This is a genomic window from Synechococcus sp. MU1648, assembly GCF_023630615.1.
Taxonomy (GTDB): Bacteria; Cyanobacteriota; Cyanobacteriia; order PCC-6307; family Cyanobiaceae; genus Parasynechococcus.
Map to the genome: position 1 here is coordinate 95,215 of NZ_JAKUHI010000003.1, position 15,772 is coordinate 110,986.

The window sequence follows — 15,772 nt, forward strand, 5'->3', positions numbered from 1 at the left end:
TTTAGGCCGCGTCGGCGACATAAAAGTTCAATCCGCATGCAGAACGTTCTCCTCCCTGGTGCCGTCGTCCTGCTCACGGTGGTGCTCTGGTTGCGCAGGAAACCGCTGAAGCCGATGCTCTCCAGCACCGATGCCAGTGGTGTTGCCCAGCTCAACCGTGCCCAGCTGGAACTGGTGATTGAGCCAGCCTCTGATGGGGATTCCGCTGATGGGTCACTGGAGTCCTGGACGGCACCAACAAGCGAGCTGGAGCGTCTTGCTTTGCAGCGTCGCTTGAAAGCTGATATGGAGGCTGGGCCAGAGGAACGGTTGCGTGCCGTCCGTTTGGCGGCTCGATGGGGGCATCGTTCAGCGCTTCCTTTGCTGCGCCAAGCGCTGCGGGACAGTGATGCACGCGTGGTGGAACAGGCGGCCGCCGCGATCGCGCCGTTCCGTGGTGCTCCAGCTGCGGCTCCGACCCTTCAGGCGGCTCAACCGCCCCGCAACGTTTCACGGATGCGGTAGATCGGCCTGCCCTGGCTTTCGTGATACGTGCGGATCAGCAGTTCTCCAAGGAGCCCGAAACAGAAGAGTTGAATTCCAGCGAGTCCAAGGACAACGGCCAGCGTGAGCAGAGGGCGGTTGGCGATGTCGCCCCCCATCACTTTGATCGCCAGTAAGTAGGTGCTGGCAATCAAGCTGGCGGCAATCGCGAGCAAGCCCCCGAAGCCGAACACATACATCGGTCGGGTCAGGAACCGCTTCATGAACCAGACGGTGAGCAGATCCATCAACACCCGGAAGGTGCGGTCGATCCCGTACTTGCTGCTGCCGAACTGACGGGCACGGTGGTTCACCTTGACTTCGGTGATCCGTGCGCCCTCGATGAAGGCCAGGGCGGGAAGAAAGCGATGCAGCTCTCCATACAGCCGCATATCTGCCAGCACCTCCCGTCGATAGGCCTTCAGTGAGCAGCCGTAGTCATGAAGTCGCACGCCGGTCACCCGTCCGATCAAACGGTTGGCCATCCGGGAGGGCAATTTGCGTTGAAGCGCGGCGTCCTGGCGCTGATGACGCCAGCCACTCACAAGGTCATATCCCTCTCGCAATTTGGCCAACAGCATTGGGATGTCGGCTGGATCGTTCTGAAGATCTCCATCCAGGCTGACGATGACCTCTCCACCAGCAACGTCAAACCCTGCTGCCATGGCTGCGGTCTGCCCATAGTTCTTGCGCAGCAGCACGGCCACCACTTCAGGTACGTCGCTGCTGACTTGTGCCAGCACCTCTGCGGTGCGGTCGCTGGATCCATCGTCGACAAGGACCAGTTCAAATGTCTCACCGGTTGGACGCAGTGCCGAGATGAGCTGGTTAACCAGATGGGGAAGGCTTTCCTCTTCGTTGTACAGCGGCACCACCACCGAGAGATTCAGAGGTGCACTCATGCCGGTCGCGCTTCGAGTCGCTCAACTTAAGCAGGGTCCCTGCCGATCCTGCTGACAGCGTCAGGAGAGATGGGATCCGTCATGGCAACGAACCACACGACCTGCGCTGCGAAATTCAGCTCGGTAATGGCAAGCGACCGGGTGTCGGTCGCGGCTGTGGAGACTGTCGATGCCGATTCCATTGCGCCCATGGGCCTGGCCTGAGCTGTGGCGATAGCGGCCATCGCCCAGATGAAGCCCCACATGGGTGCAACGCTGGCGTGTGCCGAAAAACAGAAGATCTCCCGGTTTCAGCAGGCTGTAATCGTCGGGGAGAGCAGCAATCGGTTGGCAGAACCGTTCTTGTTGGTAGGCGTCTCGCGGAATCCAAATGCCTTGGCTGGCGAAGGCCATTTGCATCAGGCCGGAACAATCCATGTCCGGCTCGGTGGTTCCGCCCCACAGATAGATATTGGGCTGTTGCTGGGCGGCTTCGCTCCAGGCGAGCACGCCAGGCAGCCTCCGTTCAATTTCCGACTCGCTCAGCAGCGACGGTCTCCAGGGTGAGCATTGCTCAGCTCGCCCCAGGACAGCCTCAAGGTCCAACCAGCAGCGGTAACCATCCTCCAGCAGCTGCACGGCGATCCTGTTGCGCTGCTTCTCCAAGATGCGAAAGCGGCGTCCACGACAGGCCTGCGTGGTCAGATTCTCGCCATTAGGTCGCGCATAACCATTGACGTCCTCGCACAGCTGCCAGCTGGAACCTGTCTGAATCAGGTCTGGGGCCAGCAGGGTGCCTAACGTCGCCATGGCCCAATCAAATCGCTATGGCGTTCTACCGTCCCGATCCCGTCATGGCGGCTCGGCTTGAGACGGCACTCGATGCGCTCGATGCAGACGGCCGTCCAGGGCTGCGCAACAGTTTGGCGATCACCTGGGTCCGGTACACCGATGCTGCACCGGAGGCTGGTCAGGGGTGCGGCGCCTCCTGGAATCAAGACCGGATCCTCTATCCGGCCAGCGTGGTCAAACTGTTTTATGCCGTCGCCGTTGAGCAGTGGTTGCAGCGCGACCTGATCCCAGACGGTGATGAACTGCAGCGCGCCGTGCGCGACATGATCGCCGACTCCAGCAACGATGCCACTGGGCTCGTGGTTGATCTGCTAACGGGCACCACCAGCGGCCCTGCACTCCATGGCGAGCGCTGGGAGCTCTGGACCCAGCAGCGTCGCTTGATCAATGCCTGGCTGCAGAGCTTGGCCTGGCCAGAGCTGGAGGCGGTGAATTGCTGTCAGAAGACCTGGGGAGATGGTCCCTATGGCCGGGAGAAAATCTTCTATGGAGCCGACAACAGCAACCGCAATGGCTTGTCCACCGTCGCGACAGCCCGGATGTTGGAGGCCGTCATGACTGGTGCGGTGGTGTCGCCGCCGGCATGCCGGCGGCTGCAAGGTCTGTTGCAGCGCTCGCTGGATCAGCAGCAGCGGCGTGCCGATCCTGAGAACCAGGTGGATGGGTTCCTCGGCGAGGGCTTACCCGAGGAAACGCAACTGTGGAGCAAGGCCGGTTGGATGAGTCAGGCCCGTCATGATGCGGCTTGGTTTCAGGCTCCCGATCAGCAGCCACCGACCTTGCTGGTGGTGTTCACAACGGGCCCTGATCGTGCCAGGGATGCATCCCTTTTACCGGAGTTGGCACGGCAACTCAGCCAGTTCACCAGCTCCGAGGAGCGGGTGGATTAAGCACATGAGCTTGGAACGGAGAGGGAGGGATTCGAACCCTCGACAGAAGTTGCCTCCTGTAACTCCTTAGCAGGGAGCCGCTTTCAACCACTCAGCCACCTCTCCAGCGGCGCACCCAGAGTACCAAGTGCTGGGCAGTTGGTCAGACTTCCACACGGGGCAGGCGTCGTTTGAAACCGCAGAGGATTTCCCAGGGAATCGAACCGCAGTGATCGCTCCAACGTTGAGGGCTCAATTCAAGGTCGCCGTCTCGACCAAGCAAGGTGACGATGTCGCCTTCTTTCAGTTCGGGTGCATCGGTGGCATCAATCAGAAGCTGGTCCATGGTGATGGCCCCCACCTGCGGGAGCAGGCGATTCCGATGTGCGGCATGAATGTGCCCGCTGAGAGACCGCAGAACGCCATCGGCATAGCCCAGGCCCACCACCGCGAGTCGGGAGGGGCGCTGCGTGACGAAGCGATGGCCGTAGCTGACGCCTGTTCCGGCGGGGACTGCGCGGATGAGGCTGACCCGGGCACGAACGGCCAGGGCTGGTTGCAGGGGAATAACGTCGCTCAGGTGGGCAGCAGGGGCATGGCCGTACAAGGCCAGGCCGACGCGGACGAGGTCGTGGTGCAGCTCACGATTGAGCAAGGTTCCAGCGGAGTTGGCTAGATGGCGGGTGATGCTGTCGCCCTCTTGTGGCACGGCCGAAAGCATGCTGACGAAGCGATCCTGCTGGATGCTTGTCAGGGAATCGTCGGGTTCGTCTGCACAGGCCAGATGGCTGTAGATACCCACCAGATTCAGATGTTCCAGGCTTTGAAGCCCCGCTGCGGTCTGATGACTGTCGCTGAGGGAGCAGCCCAGCCGTGCCATGCCGGTGTCGATCTTCAGCTGCACGTCGAAACGTCGGCCACTGTCGGCTGCAAGCGCGTTGCACAGCTGGGCATCGCTGAGGCTGCTCAGGGTGGGCATCAATCGCCAGTGCAGACAGGTGTGTAGGTCGTCCGGTTCGTGGAGGTTGCTCAGCAACAGCACCGGTGCCTCCAGACCAGCCCGGCGCAGCTCGAGGCCTTCCTGGAGTGTGGCTACTCCAAGGCTGGTGGCTCCCCCCTGGAGTGCTGCTCGTGCCACGGTCTCGGCGCCATGGCCATAGCCATCGGCCTTCACAACCGCCATCAACTGGGTGCGAGGGCCAAGGTGATGGCAGAGAGCCCTGGCATTGGCCCGAATCGCTGCAGGTGAGACTTCCACCCAGGCGCGCTGACGTGGATTCAGCTCCGGAATCACAGGCGGTGCTCGGCGCTACCGAGACGGCTTCATGTGGCCGATAGCATGACGCTTATTGAGTGAGCTGGCATGGGCCAGGTTCTCGTTCTCAATGCGTCCTATGAGCCGCTCAATATCACCACCTGGAGGCGGGCGGTGGTGATGATGCTGAAGGGGAAGGCCGAAGGTCTGGAACATGACCCCTGTCGGCAACTGCGTCAGGGCACCAACCTGCCGACCGTGATCCGATTGCGCCAATACGTACGGGTGCCCTTCCGCCAGCTGCCCCTGACGCGTCGCAACCTCTTCCAGCGGGACAACCACACCTGCCAGTACTGCGGCAGTCGTGACGATCAGTTGTCGATCGACCATGTGATGCCACGAAGTCGTGGAGGCGGCGACACCTGGGAAAACGTGACAACAGCCTGCCTCAGCTGCAATGTGCGCAAGGGCAACCGAACGCCAAAGGAGGCTGCCATGCCTCTGAGCCATGCGCCGCGCCGTCCGGCCAGCAGCCTCAGTTTCGAGGCCCGGCGTCAGATCCATTCAGGCCATCACCAGGAATGGGCGAAATACGTCATCGGTTCTTGAACGTCAGGCGTCGGTCTGTTCGCTCAGGGCTTCGAGTTTCTGACGTTGTTCTTCGGCGATGCAGGCACCGATCAGGTCCTCCAATTGGCCCTCCAGCACAGGCTCCAGCGTGAAGTTCCGGCCCAGCCGGTGATCGGTGGTTCGGTTGTCCTTGTAGTTGTACGTGCGGATTTTTTCGGAGCGGTCTCCACTGCCGACCTGAGCGCGTCGTTTGCTGCTTTCCCGTTCCGCAGCAGCAGCTTGTTCCCGCTCCAGCAATTTGGCCCGGAGGATTTCCAGGGCCCGTTCTCGGTTCTGTAACTGGGAGCGTTCCTGGGTGCAGAACACGCGGATGCCCGTGGGTTTGTGGAGGAGGTCCACGGCGGTTTCCACCTTGTTGACGTTTTGTCCCCCTGCACCACCCGAGCGGGCGGTGCTGATCTCCAGATCCTTTGGATCAAGCTGAACTTCCACCGCATCGGCTTCCGGCATCACCGCCACAGTGGCGGTGGAGGTGTGAACCCGCCCCTGGGATTCCGTAGCCGGGACGCGTTGAACCCGATGGACCCCCGCTTCAAATTTCAGTTGGCTGTACACGCTGTCGCCGCGCACCGAAAGGATCAGCTCTCGAAACCCTCCCAGGTCGGCCTCCGTGCAGCTCATCGGCTGCACCGCCCAGCCCACCTTCTGGCTGTAACGCTCGTACATCCGAGCCAGATCACCGGCCCAGAGACAGGCCTCATCGCCTCCTGCACCGGCTCGAATTTCGAGCATCACACTGCGCTCATCGCGGGGATCCCGCGGTAGTAGAGCCAGGGTGAGTCGCTCCGTCAGCGTTGTGTGCTTTTCCTGGAGGCTGACCAGTTCCTCCTGGGCCAGTTCCTCCATCGCGGCATCACCGCGGCTGTCTTTGAGCAGCTGACGTGCTGAATCCCGCTCGTTCTCGAGCTTTTTCAGTTCCTCAAAATCGAGCACAAGCGGCTCAAGCCTTGATCGCTCCCGCGCGATCGATTCGAGCCGCTTTGGGTCAGCGGCCACATCAGGATCAGCCAGCTGCCGCTCGAGGTTGCGGAAGCTGGCTGTGGCCGTTTCCAGCCGAGAAAACAACGTCGAGGCGTCCATGCCCCGTGCTCAGCCTCAGGCCTTGGACTCGGCCTGGGCTGGTTCGGCACCTTTCTTTTTGGTGCCCATGCCGTACTTCTTCATGAAGCGGTCCACGCGTCCCTCGGTGTCGAGGATCTTCTGGGTGCCGGTGAAGAAGGGGTGGTTGCCGCTCCAGACGTCGACATGGATCTCTGGCTGGGTGGCACCAGTGGTCATGACCACTTCGCCGTTGCAGATCACCTTGGCGTCGGGATACCAGGTGGGGTGGATGTCGGGCTTTGGCATTGGTAAAAAATCAGCGCTTGGAGAACTGAGGAGCCTTACGTGCTTTCTTGAGACCGTACTTGCGACGTTCCTTGGCACGGGGGTCGCGGCTCAGGTGACCTTCCGTCTTGAGAGGCTTGCGGTTGTCAGCGGAAAGCTCACAGAGGGCGCGGGCTGCACCCTGCTTGATGGCGCCTGACTGACCTGTAAGTCCACCGCCGTGAACATTTACCAGAATGTCGTATTCGCTAGTGAGGCCAAGGGTCTCCAGGGGAGCTTTGACCGCTGCGATGTACGAGGGGTTGTAGTTCAGATAGTTGTCACCGGGACGACCATTGATCGTGATCGTTCCATTGCCAGGAACAAGGCGTACACGGGCGACTGAGGTCTTACGGCGACCAGTGCCCCAGTAAACGACGGAGTTGCTGCTCATTTGGCGGATGCGGAGGGGTTGAGCTGGAGAGGCTGGGGCTTCTGAGCCGCATGGGGATGCTCGGTGCCCTTGTAGACCTTGAGCTTGCGGAACATCTGGCGGCCCAGAGCGTTGTGAGGAAGCATGCCTTTGATGGCCTTCTCCACAATCCGCTCTGGAATCCGTTCCTGCAGAGCCTCAAAGGTTTCAACCTTCATGCCCCCGGGACGTCCGGAGTGACGGCGGTACAGCTTCTGCTGGGGTTTTCTGCCGGTGACTTTGATTTTTTCGGCGTTCACAACGACGACAAAATCACCGGTGTCCAGATGGGGGGTGAAGCTGGGGTTGTTCTTGCCGCGAAGCACGGCGGCTACCTCAGTGGCAAGGCGGCCGAGGGTCTGATTCTCAGCGTCCACCACGTACCACTGGCGGTCGATCGAATCAATCGGGGGGAGAGAGGTCTTGTTCATCGCGCCGGCATGCCGGTTCGGTTATGTCCCGCATGTTGCAGCGGAACTGGGCAAAGGGGGTCGGTCCAGAGCTGGACCTGACGGGGCTCAAAGATCGAGCTTACTCTTCAGCCCTCCAGCTCCTTCGAGTTGGGCAGCACTCCGAGTAGAGGCCCGTTTATCCCGGCGTTGAGGGTGGATCCGGAGGTGGATCGCTCTCAGCCAGAAAAAACCACGGCTGACAATCGTACCAGCCGGCTTTTGTGAAGATGGGCTCGGCATAGCCAGCACGAAGCAGGCAGAGGCCGGATGCGGGCGCTGACTCCTTCACCTCGTGGCGTCTTCGCTCTCGCCAACGATCCTCAAAGGCGGTAACGCTGAGACGCTGTTCGCCGACCGCCACCAACTGGGCCATCAACAGTCGCACCATGCCGTACAGGAAACCACTGGCCTGAATTTCGACCCGGAGAAGATCGCCATCACGCTCCACGAGAACCTCCTGCACCGTTGTTCGGGCATGGGCGCGACGGCTGCCTGCCTTCATGAAGGCACTGAAATCGTGCATGCCAAGCATCGTGTTCAGTGCGTCCCGCATGCGGGACGCATTCAGTTTGTGCTGGTAGCGGTGCCAGCTCCACGGACTGAGAAACAAGTTGGGACGTCGACCGTTGTAAATCGTGTACCTGTATCGCCGGTATGTGGCCGAATAACAGGCATGCCAATCGAGCGGACGGGCGACGGATTCGCGCACACGAATCGTGCTCGGGAGGCGTCCGTTCAAGGCGGGGGCCCATTTGTGAGCCGGGATCGGACCATTGCAGTCGAAATGCACGACCTGGCCTGCAGCATGAACACCGGCGTCAGTTCGGCCTGCAGCGAAGCTCTGCACAGGCCGATGCGGATCAAGCTGTGCAATGGCATCCTCAAGCACGGCCTGAACGCTGCGACCGTTGCTTTGACGCTGCCATCCACAAAACGAAGAGCCCTCGTACTGAAGACTGAGCGCAATCCTCTGAAGGGACGGTGACTCAGGACCTGCAGACGAGGGTTCGAGGTTCAAACGTCAGGACTGACGTGAGGTGTGATCAGACCAGTTCAATGATGGCCATTTCGGCGTTATCACCACGACGGGGAACAGTCCGGGTGATACGGGTGTAACCACCTTTGCGATCGCTGTAGCGGTTGGGGGCCTTGTCGAACAAAGCGTGGACAAGCTGCTTGTCGTAGATGTATCCCATGGCCCTGCGGCGGGAGGCGAGGCTGCCGTCCTTTGCCAGGGTGATCATGCGCTCGGCTTCGTCGCGAAGCGCCTTGGCCCGTGCCTTGGTGGTGGTGACCCGACCTTCCCGAATCAGCTGGGTGGTCAGGGCGCGCAGCATTGCCTTGCGCTGGTCAGCTGGGCGTCCCAGCTGAGGAACTCGGCATTGATGACGCATGGTTCTGTCGGTGACGAAGACGAAAAAGGACGTTCAGGCCGTGCTGCAGTTATGCAGAGGTGCGGCTCTGGGGGATGGAGATGCCGATGCGCTCGAGGGCTTCGATCACTTCATCAGCGGATTTAGAACCGAAGTTCTTGATCTCGAGCAGATCCTCATAGCTGAAGCCCATCAGATCAGACACGGAGTTGACCTGAGCGCGCTTGAGGCAGTTGTAGGCACGAACCGAAAGGTTCAACTCTTCCAGCGGAATCTGTGCTTCTGCCGAAGGCTCCGGCTCAGCAGGGACTTCCTCAACAAGAGTGACCGTGGCCAGCGGCTGGAACAGCTCGATCAGTTGATTGGCTGATTGAGCTAGGGCGTCGTCAGGGGTAATGGAACCGTCAGTGACGATCTCAATCCGAAGGCGCTCCCGTGCTGAACCGCCTTCGGCAACGGCGGTTTCATCGATGGTGAAGTTGACCCGGGTTACGGGCATGAAAACAGCATCGATCTGGAGCAGATCAATCGCACTGGTTTCTTCGTTGTAACGATCAACCGGGCGATAGCCGACGCCGCGTTCCACATGAACTTCCAGCTCAAGGCTGTGTCCATCGGCCACAGTCGCGATCGGACGATCGGTGTCGACCACCTGGACCTGGGAGGAAAACTGAAGGTCGCCGGCCTTGACTTCGGCAGGACCAGCCACAACGAGGCGGCCGATCTCGAGCTCGCCAGAGCGGCTGTTGACAGTGAGCTCCTTGCAGTTCAACAGGATGTCGAGCACGTCCTCACGAACACCAGGCACCGTGGCGTATTCGTGATTGACTCCTGCAATACGAATCGCGGTCACGGCACTGCCTTCGAGCCCACCCATCAGCACGCGACGCAGCGCGTTGCCCAAGGTCGTGGCCTGGCCACGTTCAAGCGGACCAATCAGGAACACACCCGATTGGGCGCGATCCTCGGATACCTGATGCTCAATGCGATCAATCTGGTACTGCAGCACTGTCTGAATCGGGGTAAGTGGAGAAACCGGACGGAAATCAGGTCGGTTCAGACGCGGCGGCGCTTAGGCCGCCGGCAACCGTTATGAGGCAGGGGGGTGACGTCACGGATGAGCGTGATTTCGAGACCAGCAACCTGGAGAGCGCGGATGGCGGTCTCGCGTCCTGATCCAGGACCTCTCACCAGAACTTCGATTTGGCGCATCCCTTGATCGAGGGCACGACGGGCCGCTGCTTCGGCAGCCGTTTGAGCAGCGAAAGGGGTTCCTTTGCGGGCACCTTTGAAGCCACTCGCACCTGCCGACGACCAGGAAATCACTTCACCGGCAGTGTCGGTGATCGAAACGATGGTGTTGTTAAAGGTGCTCTGGATATGAGCAACACCGTTGGGGACGTTGCGCTTGGCCTTCTTGGGCCCGGATTTTTTGACGGTTTTTGCCATGGCCGAATGCAGTCAGGGTTAAGGACGTTGAGGGCTTACTTCTTCTTGCCAGCCACAGTTTTCCGCGCGCCGCGGCGGGTCCGAGCGTTGGTGCGGGTGCGCTGTCCGCGAACGGGAAGGCTCATGCGATGGCGACGGCCACGAAGGCAACCAATGTCCTGCAGGCGCTTCAAGGCCATGCCTTCCTGCCGGCGCAGGTCACCTTCAATGGTGTATTCCTCCATGGCATTCCGGAGCTTCTGAAGATCTCCGTCCTCGAGATCTTTGACCCGGATGTCAGGGCTCACACCGGCTTTGGCCAGAATGGCCTGCGAGCGGGTGAGACCAACTCCGTAGATATAGGTGAGGGACACTTCAACCCGCTTGTCGCGGGGAATGTCAACGCCGGCGATCCGTGCCACGGTTGTTCAATTGAAAAGGACAGATGCCTCCGAGGTCCTGGAGGCGAGGATGTTCAGAACAGCGGGCGATCAGCCCTGACGCTGTTTGTGCTTGGGGTTGGCGCAAATGACCATGACCTTGCCGTGGCGACGGATCACCCGGCATTTGTCACACATTTTCTTGACTGAGCTGCGCACCTTCATGAGGCGTGGCTCTCCAAATTTCCAAACGGCAACGTTACCATGCGGGTCAATCAAGCACTAATTCGATCCGCTTGGTGATCTCCTCTACAGAGCCCTGGGCGGGGACGGACACCAGCAGCTCCTTATCGCTGTAGAAGCTAATTAGAGGTGCTGTCTTCTCCCGGTACACCTCCAAGCGGTTGCGGATCACAGCTTCGTTGTCGTCGGCGCGACCCCGCGACAGCAGCCGTTCAATCAAAACAGCGTCATCGAGCTCCAGCAGAACCACGGCTTGGATGGGTTGCTTGAGTTCGGCGAGAAGTGGTTCCAGCGCTTCAGCCTGGGGGACTGTGCGGGGAAACCCATCGAGAAGCCAGCCGTCTGTGGTTAAAGCCTTCATCTGGCTTTCCACGATGGCCAGCACCAGGGCGTCACTGACCAGTTCGCCACGGTTCATCACCGCTTCAGCCTCCCTGCCCAGTTCGCTGCCTGCTGCGACTTCGGAGCGCAGCAGATCACCCGTCGACAGGTGCTTCATGCTGTTGGCATCGCACAGCCGAGCAGCCTGGGTGCCTTTGCCGGCTCCAGGAGGACCAAGAAAGAGCAAGCGATTTTTCATGGTGACGTAATCGTGAAGTTGAGAGAACAGAAGGTGCGCTGCTCAGCAGCGCTCACTGGCGAACGAGCCCTTCGTAGCGCTGCGAAATCACATAGGTCTGGACTTGCTTGGCCGTGTCGATGGCCACACCAACCAAGATCAACAGCGAAGTGGCTCCAAGGCCTTGGAAGGTCTGCACATTGGTGGCGCGTTCGACGCCAGCTGGAATGATCGCGACGGCGCCGAGGAACAGACCACCAAGCAAGGTGAGACGGTTTTGGACGCCCGAGAGATATGTGGCAGTGGCGCTGCCGGGGCGAACGCCTGGAATGGCGACACCGCCGCGTTTCAGGTTCGTGGCAATGTCAGCGGGATTAACGGTGAGTGATGCGTAGAAATACGAGAAACCCAGGATCAACGCAAAAAATGTGAGCGCATAGGGCCAGGGGTTAGCGGCTCCAGGGTTCAGGGCGCTGGCTGCGCGGATCAACAACTCGCTTTTGGTCAGATTGGCGATGGTGACCGGAAGAAAAATCAGGGCCGAGGCGAAAATGATCGGCATCACCCCACCAGCGTTCAGCTTGAGCGGTAGGTAGCTCTGACGGGTGGGGAGAACGCCTGCTCCACCCACCTGGCGCTTTGCACTCACGATGGGGATCCGGCGCGCCCCCTCCTGCACGAAGATGATTCCGACGATCGTGGCCAGGAACACCAGCACCAGAACAACGATGCCAAGAACGGTGTCGCGGTCACCGGTCTGAGCGGCTTCGATCGTCGCACCAAGCGTGCGAGGCAGTGTTGCGACGATGTTCAGGAAAATCACAAGGGAAGCGCCTTGGCCAATGCCCCGCTCTGTGATGACTTCACTAAGCCACATCACCACCATTGACCCGGTGACCAAGGCAAGCGCTGTCTGCACGACAAAGACCACTTCGCTCAGGCCTTCCACGGCGTACTGGCGCAGGATCATTGCGAAGACCACGCTCTGGACGAGACCCCAGCCCAAGGCGACGTAACGGGTGATCTGGGCGATCTTTCTCCGACCTGCCTCACCTTCATTCTTCTGCAGATCCTCCAACTGAGGCAAAGCTGCGGTTAGCAGTTGGAGGATGATCGAAGCATTGATGAATGGCAGGATCCCTAGGGCAAAGATGCCCAAGGTGGAAATGCCACCACCGGTGAAGATGTCCAGGAAGCCGATCAGTTGTCCGCCCTGATCGATGAACTGCTTAAACGCTTCTCGATCAATTCCTGGCATTGGGATGTAGATCCCAAGACGCACCAACAGCAGCAGCCCGAGCGTGGTGAGCACGCGACTGCGTAGCCCAGGGTTGGTGATCAGCTGGCTGATCACTTCGGAGGCGTTGGGGTTGCGACCCCGACTGACGAGCATGTCTGGAGGAAAGTGAAGTTGGGCGAAAAGCCAAGAAGCCGCCCGTGGATCGAAATCCAGCGGACGGCTCAGACCCTAGGGCTGACTGGGGGACGAGCCCCCGTTTAGTCGAGGGTTTCGCAGGTGCCGCCTGCAGCTTCGATCTTGGTGCGGGCGGAGGCGGTGAACGCTGAGGCCTGAACTGTCAGCTTTTTGGCTGTCAGTTCGCCATTACCGAGCATCTTCAGCGGATGCTTGGGGCTGGTCACAATGCCGTCCTTGACCAGGGAATCCAGGTTGACGGTGCTGCCCTCCTTCACGTTGTTCAATGCCGAGACATTGAGCACAGTGAAGTGCTTGGGATTCACCAGGGGGAAGTGCTTCAGCTTCGGTACCCGGCGGTACAGAGGCATCTGGCCACCTTCGAAGCCTGGACGAGTGGGGCGGCCAGAGCGGGACTTTTGACCGCGCATACCGAAGCCGCAGCTGGCACCCTGACCTGCGGCGATGCCGCGACCTTTGCGCAGTTTGCGGCGACGAGCGCCCTTATTGGATTTGAGGGAATCGAGTCGGAGAGTCATCGGGAATCAGGAGTAGATCTGCTCGAGGGAGATTCCCCGTTCCTTGGCCGTCTCCTTGTGGGTGCGGAGAAGCGACAGGGCCACCATGGCAGCCCGGGCATTGTTCAGGGGTGTCTTGCTGCCCAGGCGCTTGGCCAAGACATTTTTGATGCCGGCGAGTTCGAGCACCGTGCGGATGGATCCGCCGGCGATCACACCAGTACCAGGGGCTGCAGGGCGAATAAGCACGCTTGCTGCACCATCGCGACCATTGGAGAGGGTCGGGATGGAGTTGTGACGGGTCAATGGCACTTTGACGAGGTGCTTTTTGCCGTCGGCAACACCCTTGCGGACGGCGCCGATCACATCACCAGCTTTGCCGACACCAACGCCGACTTGGCCTTTTTCGTTGCCGACGACGACGATGGCGCGGAAGCTCATCTTTTTGCCGCCTTTCACGGTCTTGGAGACGCGGCGGATTTGCACCACACGCTCCTGCCATTCGGAGTCGCGCTCTTGGCCGCGGCGACCGCCGCGACGGTCTCCACGACGACCATCACGGTCGCCACGACCACGGCGTTGCTCCTGTTGCTGCTGCCCTTCGGCGGCCGCTGGAACGTCGGCCGCACCCGGTACGGCGTTGGGATTGGATTGGGGGGAGGAATCTGTCATGGGTTAAGCAGGAATCAGAACTGAAGGCCCGCTTCCCGGGCGGCGTCGGCAAGGGCTTTAATCCGGCCGTGGTACAGATTGCCGCCACGGTCGAACACCACCTGCTGGATGCCTTTGGCAATGGCTCGCTTGGCCACCAGTTCGCCAACGGCGACGGAGGCGTCGCAGCTACCAGCAGGAGCCTTGAGACCGGTACGCAGCTCTTTGTCGACGGTGGACGCAGAGCAGAGAGTGCTCTGGGCCGCGTCGTCGATGACTTGGGCGTAGATGTGATTGTTGGAACGGAACACTGCCAGCCGCGGACGGTCTGGGGTGCCAGTGATGTGGCGGCGCAGACGCCGGTGGCGTTTCTGCGTCTGTTGTTTGCGGGAAAGTTTGGACATGGTGGGTGAAAGGAAGGAACGTCAGGACAAGGCTTATTTCTTGCCGGACTTGCCCGCCTTGCGCAGGATGTGCTCGCCCTCGTACTTGATGCCCTTGCCCTTGTAGGGCTCGGGGGGACGGACGGCGCGGACCTTTGCGGCTTCGTTGCCCACCAGCTCCTTGTCGATGCCGGAGACGATCACCCTGGTGTTGTTTTCCACCTTGAAGGTGATGCCTTCAGGGGCCTCCAGCTCCACGGGGTGGCTGTAGCCAGCACTTACCACGAGGGTTTTGCCTTTGACCTGGGCACGGGAGCCCACGCCGACGATCTCCAAAGCTTTGCTGTAGCCGTTGCTGACCCCTTCGATCATGTTGGCGACCAGGGTTCGGCTCAGGCCGTGGCGCTCTCGGGAGATGCGCTTGGTGCTCGTGGGTGAGACCACGATGGAGTCGTTGTCCTGACTGACGCTGACGCCTTCAGGAAGGGTGCGTTCCAGTTCACCCTTGGGTCCTTTCACCTTGACGGTGAGTCCGTCGAGGGAAACCGTGACCTTCTCAGGGACGGGAACGGGGTTTTTGCCGATTCGTGACATGGTTCAGCTCCGGATCAGTAGACGTAACAGAGCACTTCGCCACCGACGCCCTCACGGCGGGCGTCGCGGTCGCTCATCACACCCTTGGAGGTGGAGATGATCGCCACGCCCAGTCCTCCGAGGACTTTGGGCAGGCCGCGAGTGTTTTTGTAGATGCGGAGACCGGGCTTGCTGACCCGCTGCATCGAGCGGATGGTGGGCAGCCTGTGCTTGCCGCTGTACTTGAGGGCGAGCACCAGTTCGGTGCGAATGCCTTCACCCTGCTCGCTGATTTCGGAGATGAAGCCCTCCTGCTGCAGCACCTTGGCGATGCTGCGAGTCATCCGCGAAGCGGGGATCTTGGTGGTTTCGTGACGTTTCTCACTCGCATTGCGAATGCGGGTGAGCATGTCGGAAATGGGGTCGTGGTTGGCCATAGGTGTCGACGGGGAGGGCTCAGTTGCTCTGGAACGGCATTCCCATCTCGCTGAGGAGGGCCCGGCCCTCTTCGTCCGAACGGGCGGTGGTCACGATGGTGATGTCCATGCCCCGGATTGCATCGATCTTGTCGAAGGAGATCTCAGGGAAAATGATCTGTTCGCGCACCCCAAGGGTGTAGTTGCCGCGCCCATCGAAACTCTTGGGGCTGACCCCGCGGAAGTCGCGGATGCGAGGCAGCGCCAGGTTGATCAGGCGCTCGAGGAAGGCGTACATCCGATCACCACGGAGGGTGACGGCACAGCCGATCGGCATGCCCTGCCGAATCTTGAAGCCGGCGATGGCCTTCTTTGCACGGGTCACCAGGACCTTCTGGCCGGTGATCTGCGCCAGCTCATTGACCGAAGCCTCGAGGGACTTGGCGTTGGCGGCGGCTTCGCCGAGACCCCGGTTCACGGTGACTTTCACCACCTTGGGGACTTCATGGATGTTGTTGAGGGAGAGATCCTTCTTCAGCTTGGGCTGAATGGTCTCCCTGTAGCGCTTCTTGAGTGACATAACGGGTTGGGGTGCT

Annotated in this window: 24 protein-coding genes and 1 tRNA gene; 3 read left to right on the top strand and 22 right to left on the bottom strand. The window is 60.5% G+C overall.

Annotation, left to right across the window (positions count from 1 at the left end; genetic code table 11):
* Positions 1 to 36 precede the first annotated feature (36 nt).
* Entirely contained in the window at positions 37 to 504 is a 468-nt protein-coding gene (locus tag NCN06_RS05240) for a HEAT repeat domain-containing protein (protein ID WP_226398176.1), read from the top strand.
* Here the strand turns inward: NCN06_RS05240 and NCN06_RS05245 are convergent.
* Positions 471 to 1,424, bottom strand: a complete 954-nt coding sequence (locus NCN06_RS05245) for a glycosyltransferase family 2 protein (RefSeq protein WP_226398177.1) — start codon at positions 1,422 to 1,424, stop codon at positions 471 to 473. The genes NCN06_RS05240 and NCN06_RS05245 overlap by 34 nt on opposite strands.
* 60 nt (positions 1,425 to 1,484) lie before the next feature.
* Complete coding sequence (locus NCN06_RS05250) at positions 1,485 to 2,213, bottom strand: C40 family peptidase (RefSeq protein ID WP_226398178.1); 729 nt, start codon at positions 2,211 to 2,213, stop codon at positions 1,485 to 1,487.
* 17 nt (positions 2,214 to 2,230) lie between these two features.
* Here NCN06_RS05250 and NCN06_RS05255 point away from each other — a divergent pair, with 17 nt between their 5' ends.
* Positions 2,231 to 3,145, top strand: a complete 915-nt coding sequence (locus tag NCN06_RS05255) for a serine hydrolase (RefSeq protein WP_226398179.1) — start codon at positions 2,231 to 2,233, stop codon at positions 3,143 to 3,145.
* A 16-nt stretch (positions 3,146 to 3,161) separates the two neighbouring features.
* On the opposite strand, the gene NCN06_RS05260 is transcribed toward NCN06_RS05255, so the two are convergent.
* Both NCN06_RS05260 and alr read right to left on the bottom strand, forming a co-directional pair.
* Positions 3,162 to 3,250: transfer RNA gene (locus NCN06_RS05260), tRNA-Ser, on the bottom strand.
* Positions 3,251 to 3,287: 37 nt separating this feature from the next.
* Positions 3,288 to 4,418 carry an alanine racemase gene (gene alr, locus NCN06_RS05265; protein WP_226398180.1) on the bottom strand — a complete coding sequence of 377 codons (1,131 nt, stop codon included), beginning with the start codon at positions 4,416 to 4,418 and terminating at the stop codon, positions 3,288 to 3,290.
* Between the two features lie 69 nt (positions 4,419 to 4,487).
* Here alr and NCN06_RS05270 point away from each other — a divergent pair, with 69 nt between their 5' ends.
* Positions 4,488 to 4,988 carry an HNH endonuclease gene (locus NCN06_RS05270; RefSeq protein WP_226398181.1) on the top strand — a complete coding sequence of 167 codons (501 nt, stop codon included), beginning with the start codon at positions 4,488 to 4,490 and terminating at the stop codon, positions 4,986 to 4,988.
* A 3-nt stretch (positions 4,989 to 4,991) separates the two neighbouring features.
* Here NCN06_RS05270 and prfA read toward each other — a convergent pair whose 3' ends face one another.
* The 18 genes from prfA to rplE all read right to left on the bottom strand — a co-directional run bounded on the left by prfA (position 4,992) and on the right by rplE (position 15,756).
* Positions 4,992 to 6,089 (bottom strand): peptide chain release factor 1, encoded by a 1,098-nt coding sequence (gene prfA / locus NCN06_RS05275; RefSeq protein WP_250398722.1) that lies wholly within the window; start codon positions 6,087 to 6,089, stop codon positions 4,992 to 4,994.
* 15 nt (positions 6,090 to 6,104) lie between these two features.
* Positions 6,105 to 6,356, bottom strand: coding sequence for a 50S ribosomal protein L31 (gene rpmE, locus NCN06_RS05280; RefSeq protein WP_115022769.1), 252 nt, complete (start codon positions 6,354 to 6,356; stop codon positions 6,105 to 6,107).
* A gap of 10 nt (positions 6,357 to 6,366) precedes the next feature.
* Positions 6,367 to 6,768, bottom strand: a complete 402-nt coding sequence (gene rpsI, locus NCN06_RS05285; protein ID WP_115022771.1) for a 30S ribosomal protein S9 — start codon at positions 6,766 to 6,768, stop codon at positions 6,367 to 6,369.
* Positions 6,765 to 7,217 carry a 50S ribosomal protein L13 gene (gene rplM / locus NCN06_RS05290; protein WP_115022773.1) on the bottom strand — a complete coding sequence of 151 codons (453 nt, stop codon included), beginning with the start codon at positions 7,215 to 7,217 and terminating at the stop codon, positions 6,765 to 6,767. Before rplM ends, rpsI begins: the two co-directional genes overlap by 4 nt.
* Positions 7,218 to 7,374: 157 nt before the next feature.
* Positions 7,375 to 8,256 carry a tRNA pseudouridine(38-40) synthase TruA gene (truA, locus tag NCN06_RS05295; RefSeq protein WP_226398183.1) on the bottom strand — a complete coding sequence of 294 codons (882 nt, stop codon included), beginning with the start codon at positions 8,254 to 8,256 and terminating at the stop codon, positions 7,375 to 7,377.
* A 25-nt stretch (positions 8,257 to 8,281) separates the two neighbouring features.
* Positions 8,282 to 8,632: a 50S ribosomal protein L17 gene (gene rplQ, locus NCN06_RS05300; protein ID WP_006851925.1), complete on the bottom strand. Its 351-nt coding sequence runs from the start codon at positions 8,630 to 8,632 to the stop codon at positions 8,282 to 8,284.
* A 49-nt stretch (positions 8,633 to 8,681) separates the two neighbouring features.
* Complete coding sequence (locus NCN06_RS05305; RefSeq protein ID WP_115022776.1) at positions 8,682 to 9,620, bottom strand: DNA-directed RNA polymerase subunit alpha; 939 nt, start codon at positions 9,618 to 9,620, stop codon at positions 8,682 to 8,684.
* 47 nt (positions 9,621 to 9,667) lie between these two features.
* Positions 9,668 to 10,060 carry a 30S ribosomal protein S11 gene (rpsK, locus tag NCN06_RS05310; RefSeq protein WP_006850182.1) on the bottom strand — a complete coding sequence of 131 codons (393 nt, stop codon included), beginning with the start codon at positions 10,058 to 10,060 and terminating at the stop codon, positions 9,668 to 9,670.
* Positions 10,061 to 10,095: 35 nt separating this feature from the next.
* Entirely contained in the window at positions 10,096 to 10,461 is a 366-nt protein-coding gene (gene rpsM, locus NCN06_RS05315; RefSeq protein ID WP_115022779.1) for a 30S ribosomal protein S13, read from the bottom strand.
* Between the two features lie 69 nt (positions 10,462 to 10,530).
* The gene (gene rpmJ, locus NCN06_RS05320; protein ID WP_006850859.1) at positions 10,531 to 10,644 is read right to left on the bottom strand and encodes a 50S ribosomal protein L36; all 114 of its coding nucleotides are present in this window, start codon (positions 10,642 to 10,644) and stop codon (positions 10,531 to 10,533) included.
* Positions 10,645 to 10,690: 46 nt separating this feature from the next.
* Entirely contained in the window at positions 10,691 to 11,242 is a 552-nt protein-coding gene (locus tag NCN06_RS05325; RefSeq protein ID WP_226398185.1) for an adenylate kinase, read from the bottom strand.
* Between the two features lie 52 nt (positions 11,243 to 11,294).
* On the bottom strand, positions 11,295 to 12,614 hold the full coding sequence (gene secY, locus NCN06_RS05330; RefSeq protein ID WP_115022783.1) for a preprotein translocase subunit SecY: 1,320 nt from the start codon (positions 12,612 to 12,614) through the stop codon (positions 11,295 to 11,297).
* Positions 12,615 to 12,718: 104 nt separating this feature from the next.
* Complete coding sequence (gene rplO / locus NCN06_RS05335; RefSeq protein ID WP_115022785.1) at positions 12,719 to 13,174, bottom strand: 50S ribosomal protein L15; 456 nt, start codon at positions 13,172 to 13,174, stop codon at positions 12,719 to 12,721.
* A gap of 6 nt (positions 13,175 to 13,180) precedes the next feature.
* Complete coding sequence (gene rpsE, locus NCN06_RS05340) at positions 13,181 to 13,825, bottom strand: 30S ribosomal protein S5 (protein WP_011363379.1); 645 nt, start codon at positions 13,823 to 13,825, stop codon at positions 13,181 to 13,183.
* Between the two features lie 14 nt (positions 13,826 to 13,839).
* The gene (gene rplR / locus NCN06_RS05345; protein WP_115022787.1) at positions 13,840 to 14,208 is read right to left on the bottom strand and encodes a 50S ribosomal protein L18; all 369 of its coding nucleotides are present in this window, start codon (positions 14,206 to 14,208) and stop codon (positions 13,840 to 13,842) included.
* Between the two features lie 33 nt (positions 14,209 to 14,241).
* On the bottom strand, positions 14,242 to 14,781 hold the full coding sequence (gene rplF, locus NCN06_RS05350; protein WP_115022789.1) for a 50S ribosomal protein L6: 540 nt from the start codon (positions 14,779 to 14,781) through the stop codon (positions 14,242 to 14,244).
* Positions 14,782 to 14,795: 14 nt separating this feature from the next.
* Entirely contained in the window at positions 14,796 to 15,197 is a 402-nt protein-coding gene (gene rpsH / locus NCN06_RS05355) for a 30S ribosomal protein S8 (RefSeq protein ID WP_011363382.1), read from the bottom strand.
* Positions 15,198 to 15,216: 19 nt separating this feature from the next.
* Positions 15,217 to 15,756, bottom strand: a complete 540-nt coding sequence (gene rplE, locus NCN06_RS05360; protein WP_226398186.1) for a 50S ribosomal protein L5 — start codon at positions 15,754 to 15,756, stop codon at positions 15,217 to 15,219.
* Positions 15,757 to 15,772: the final 16 nt, after the last annotated feature.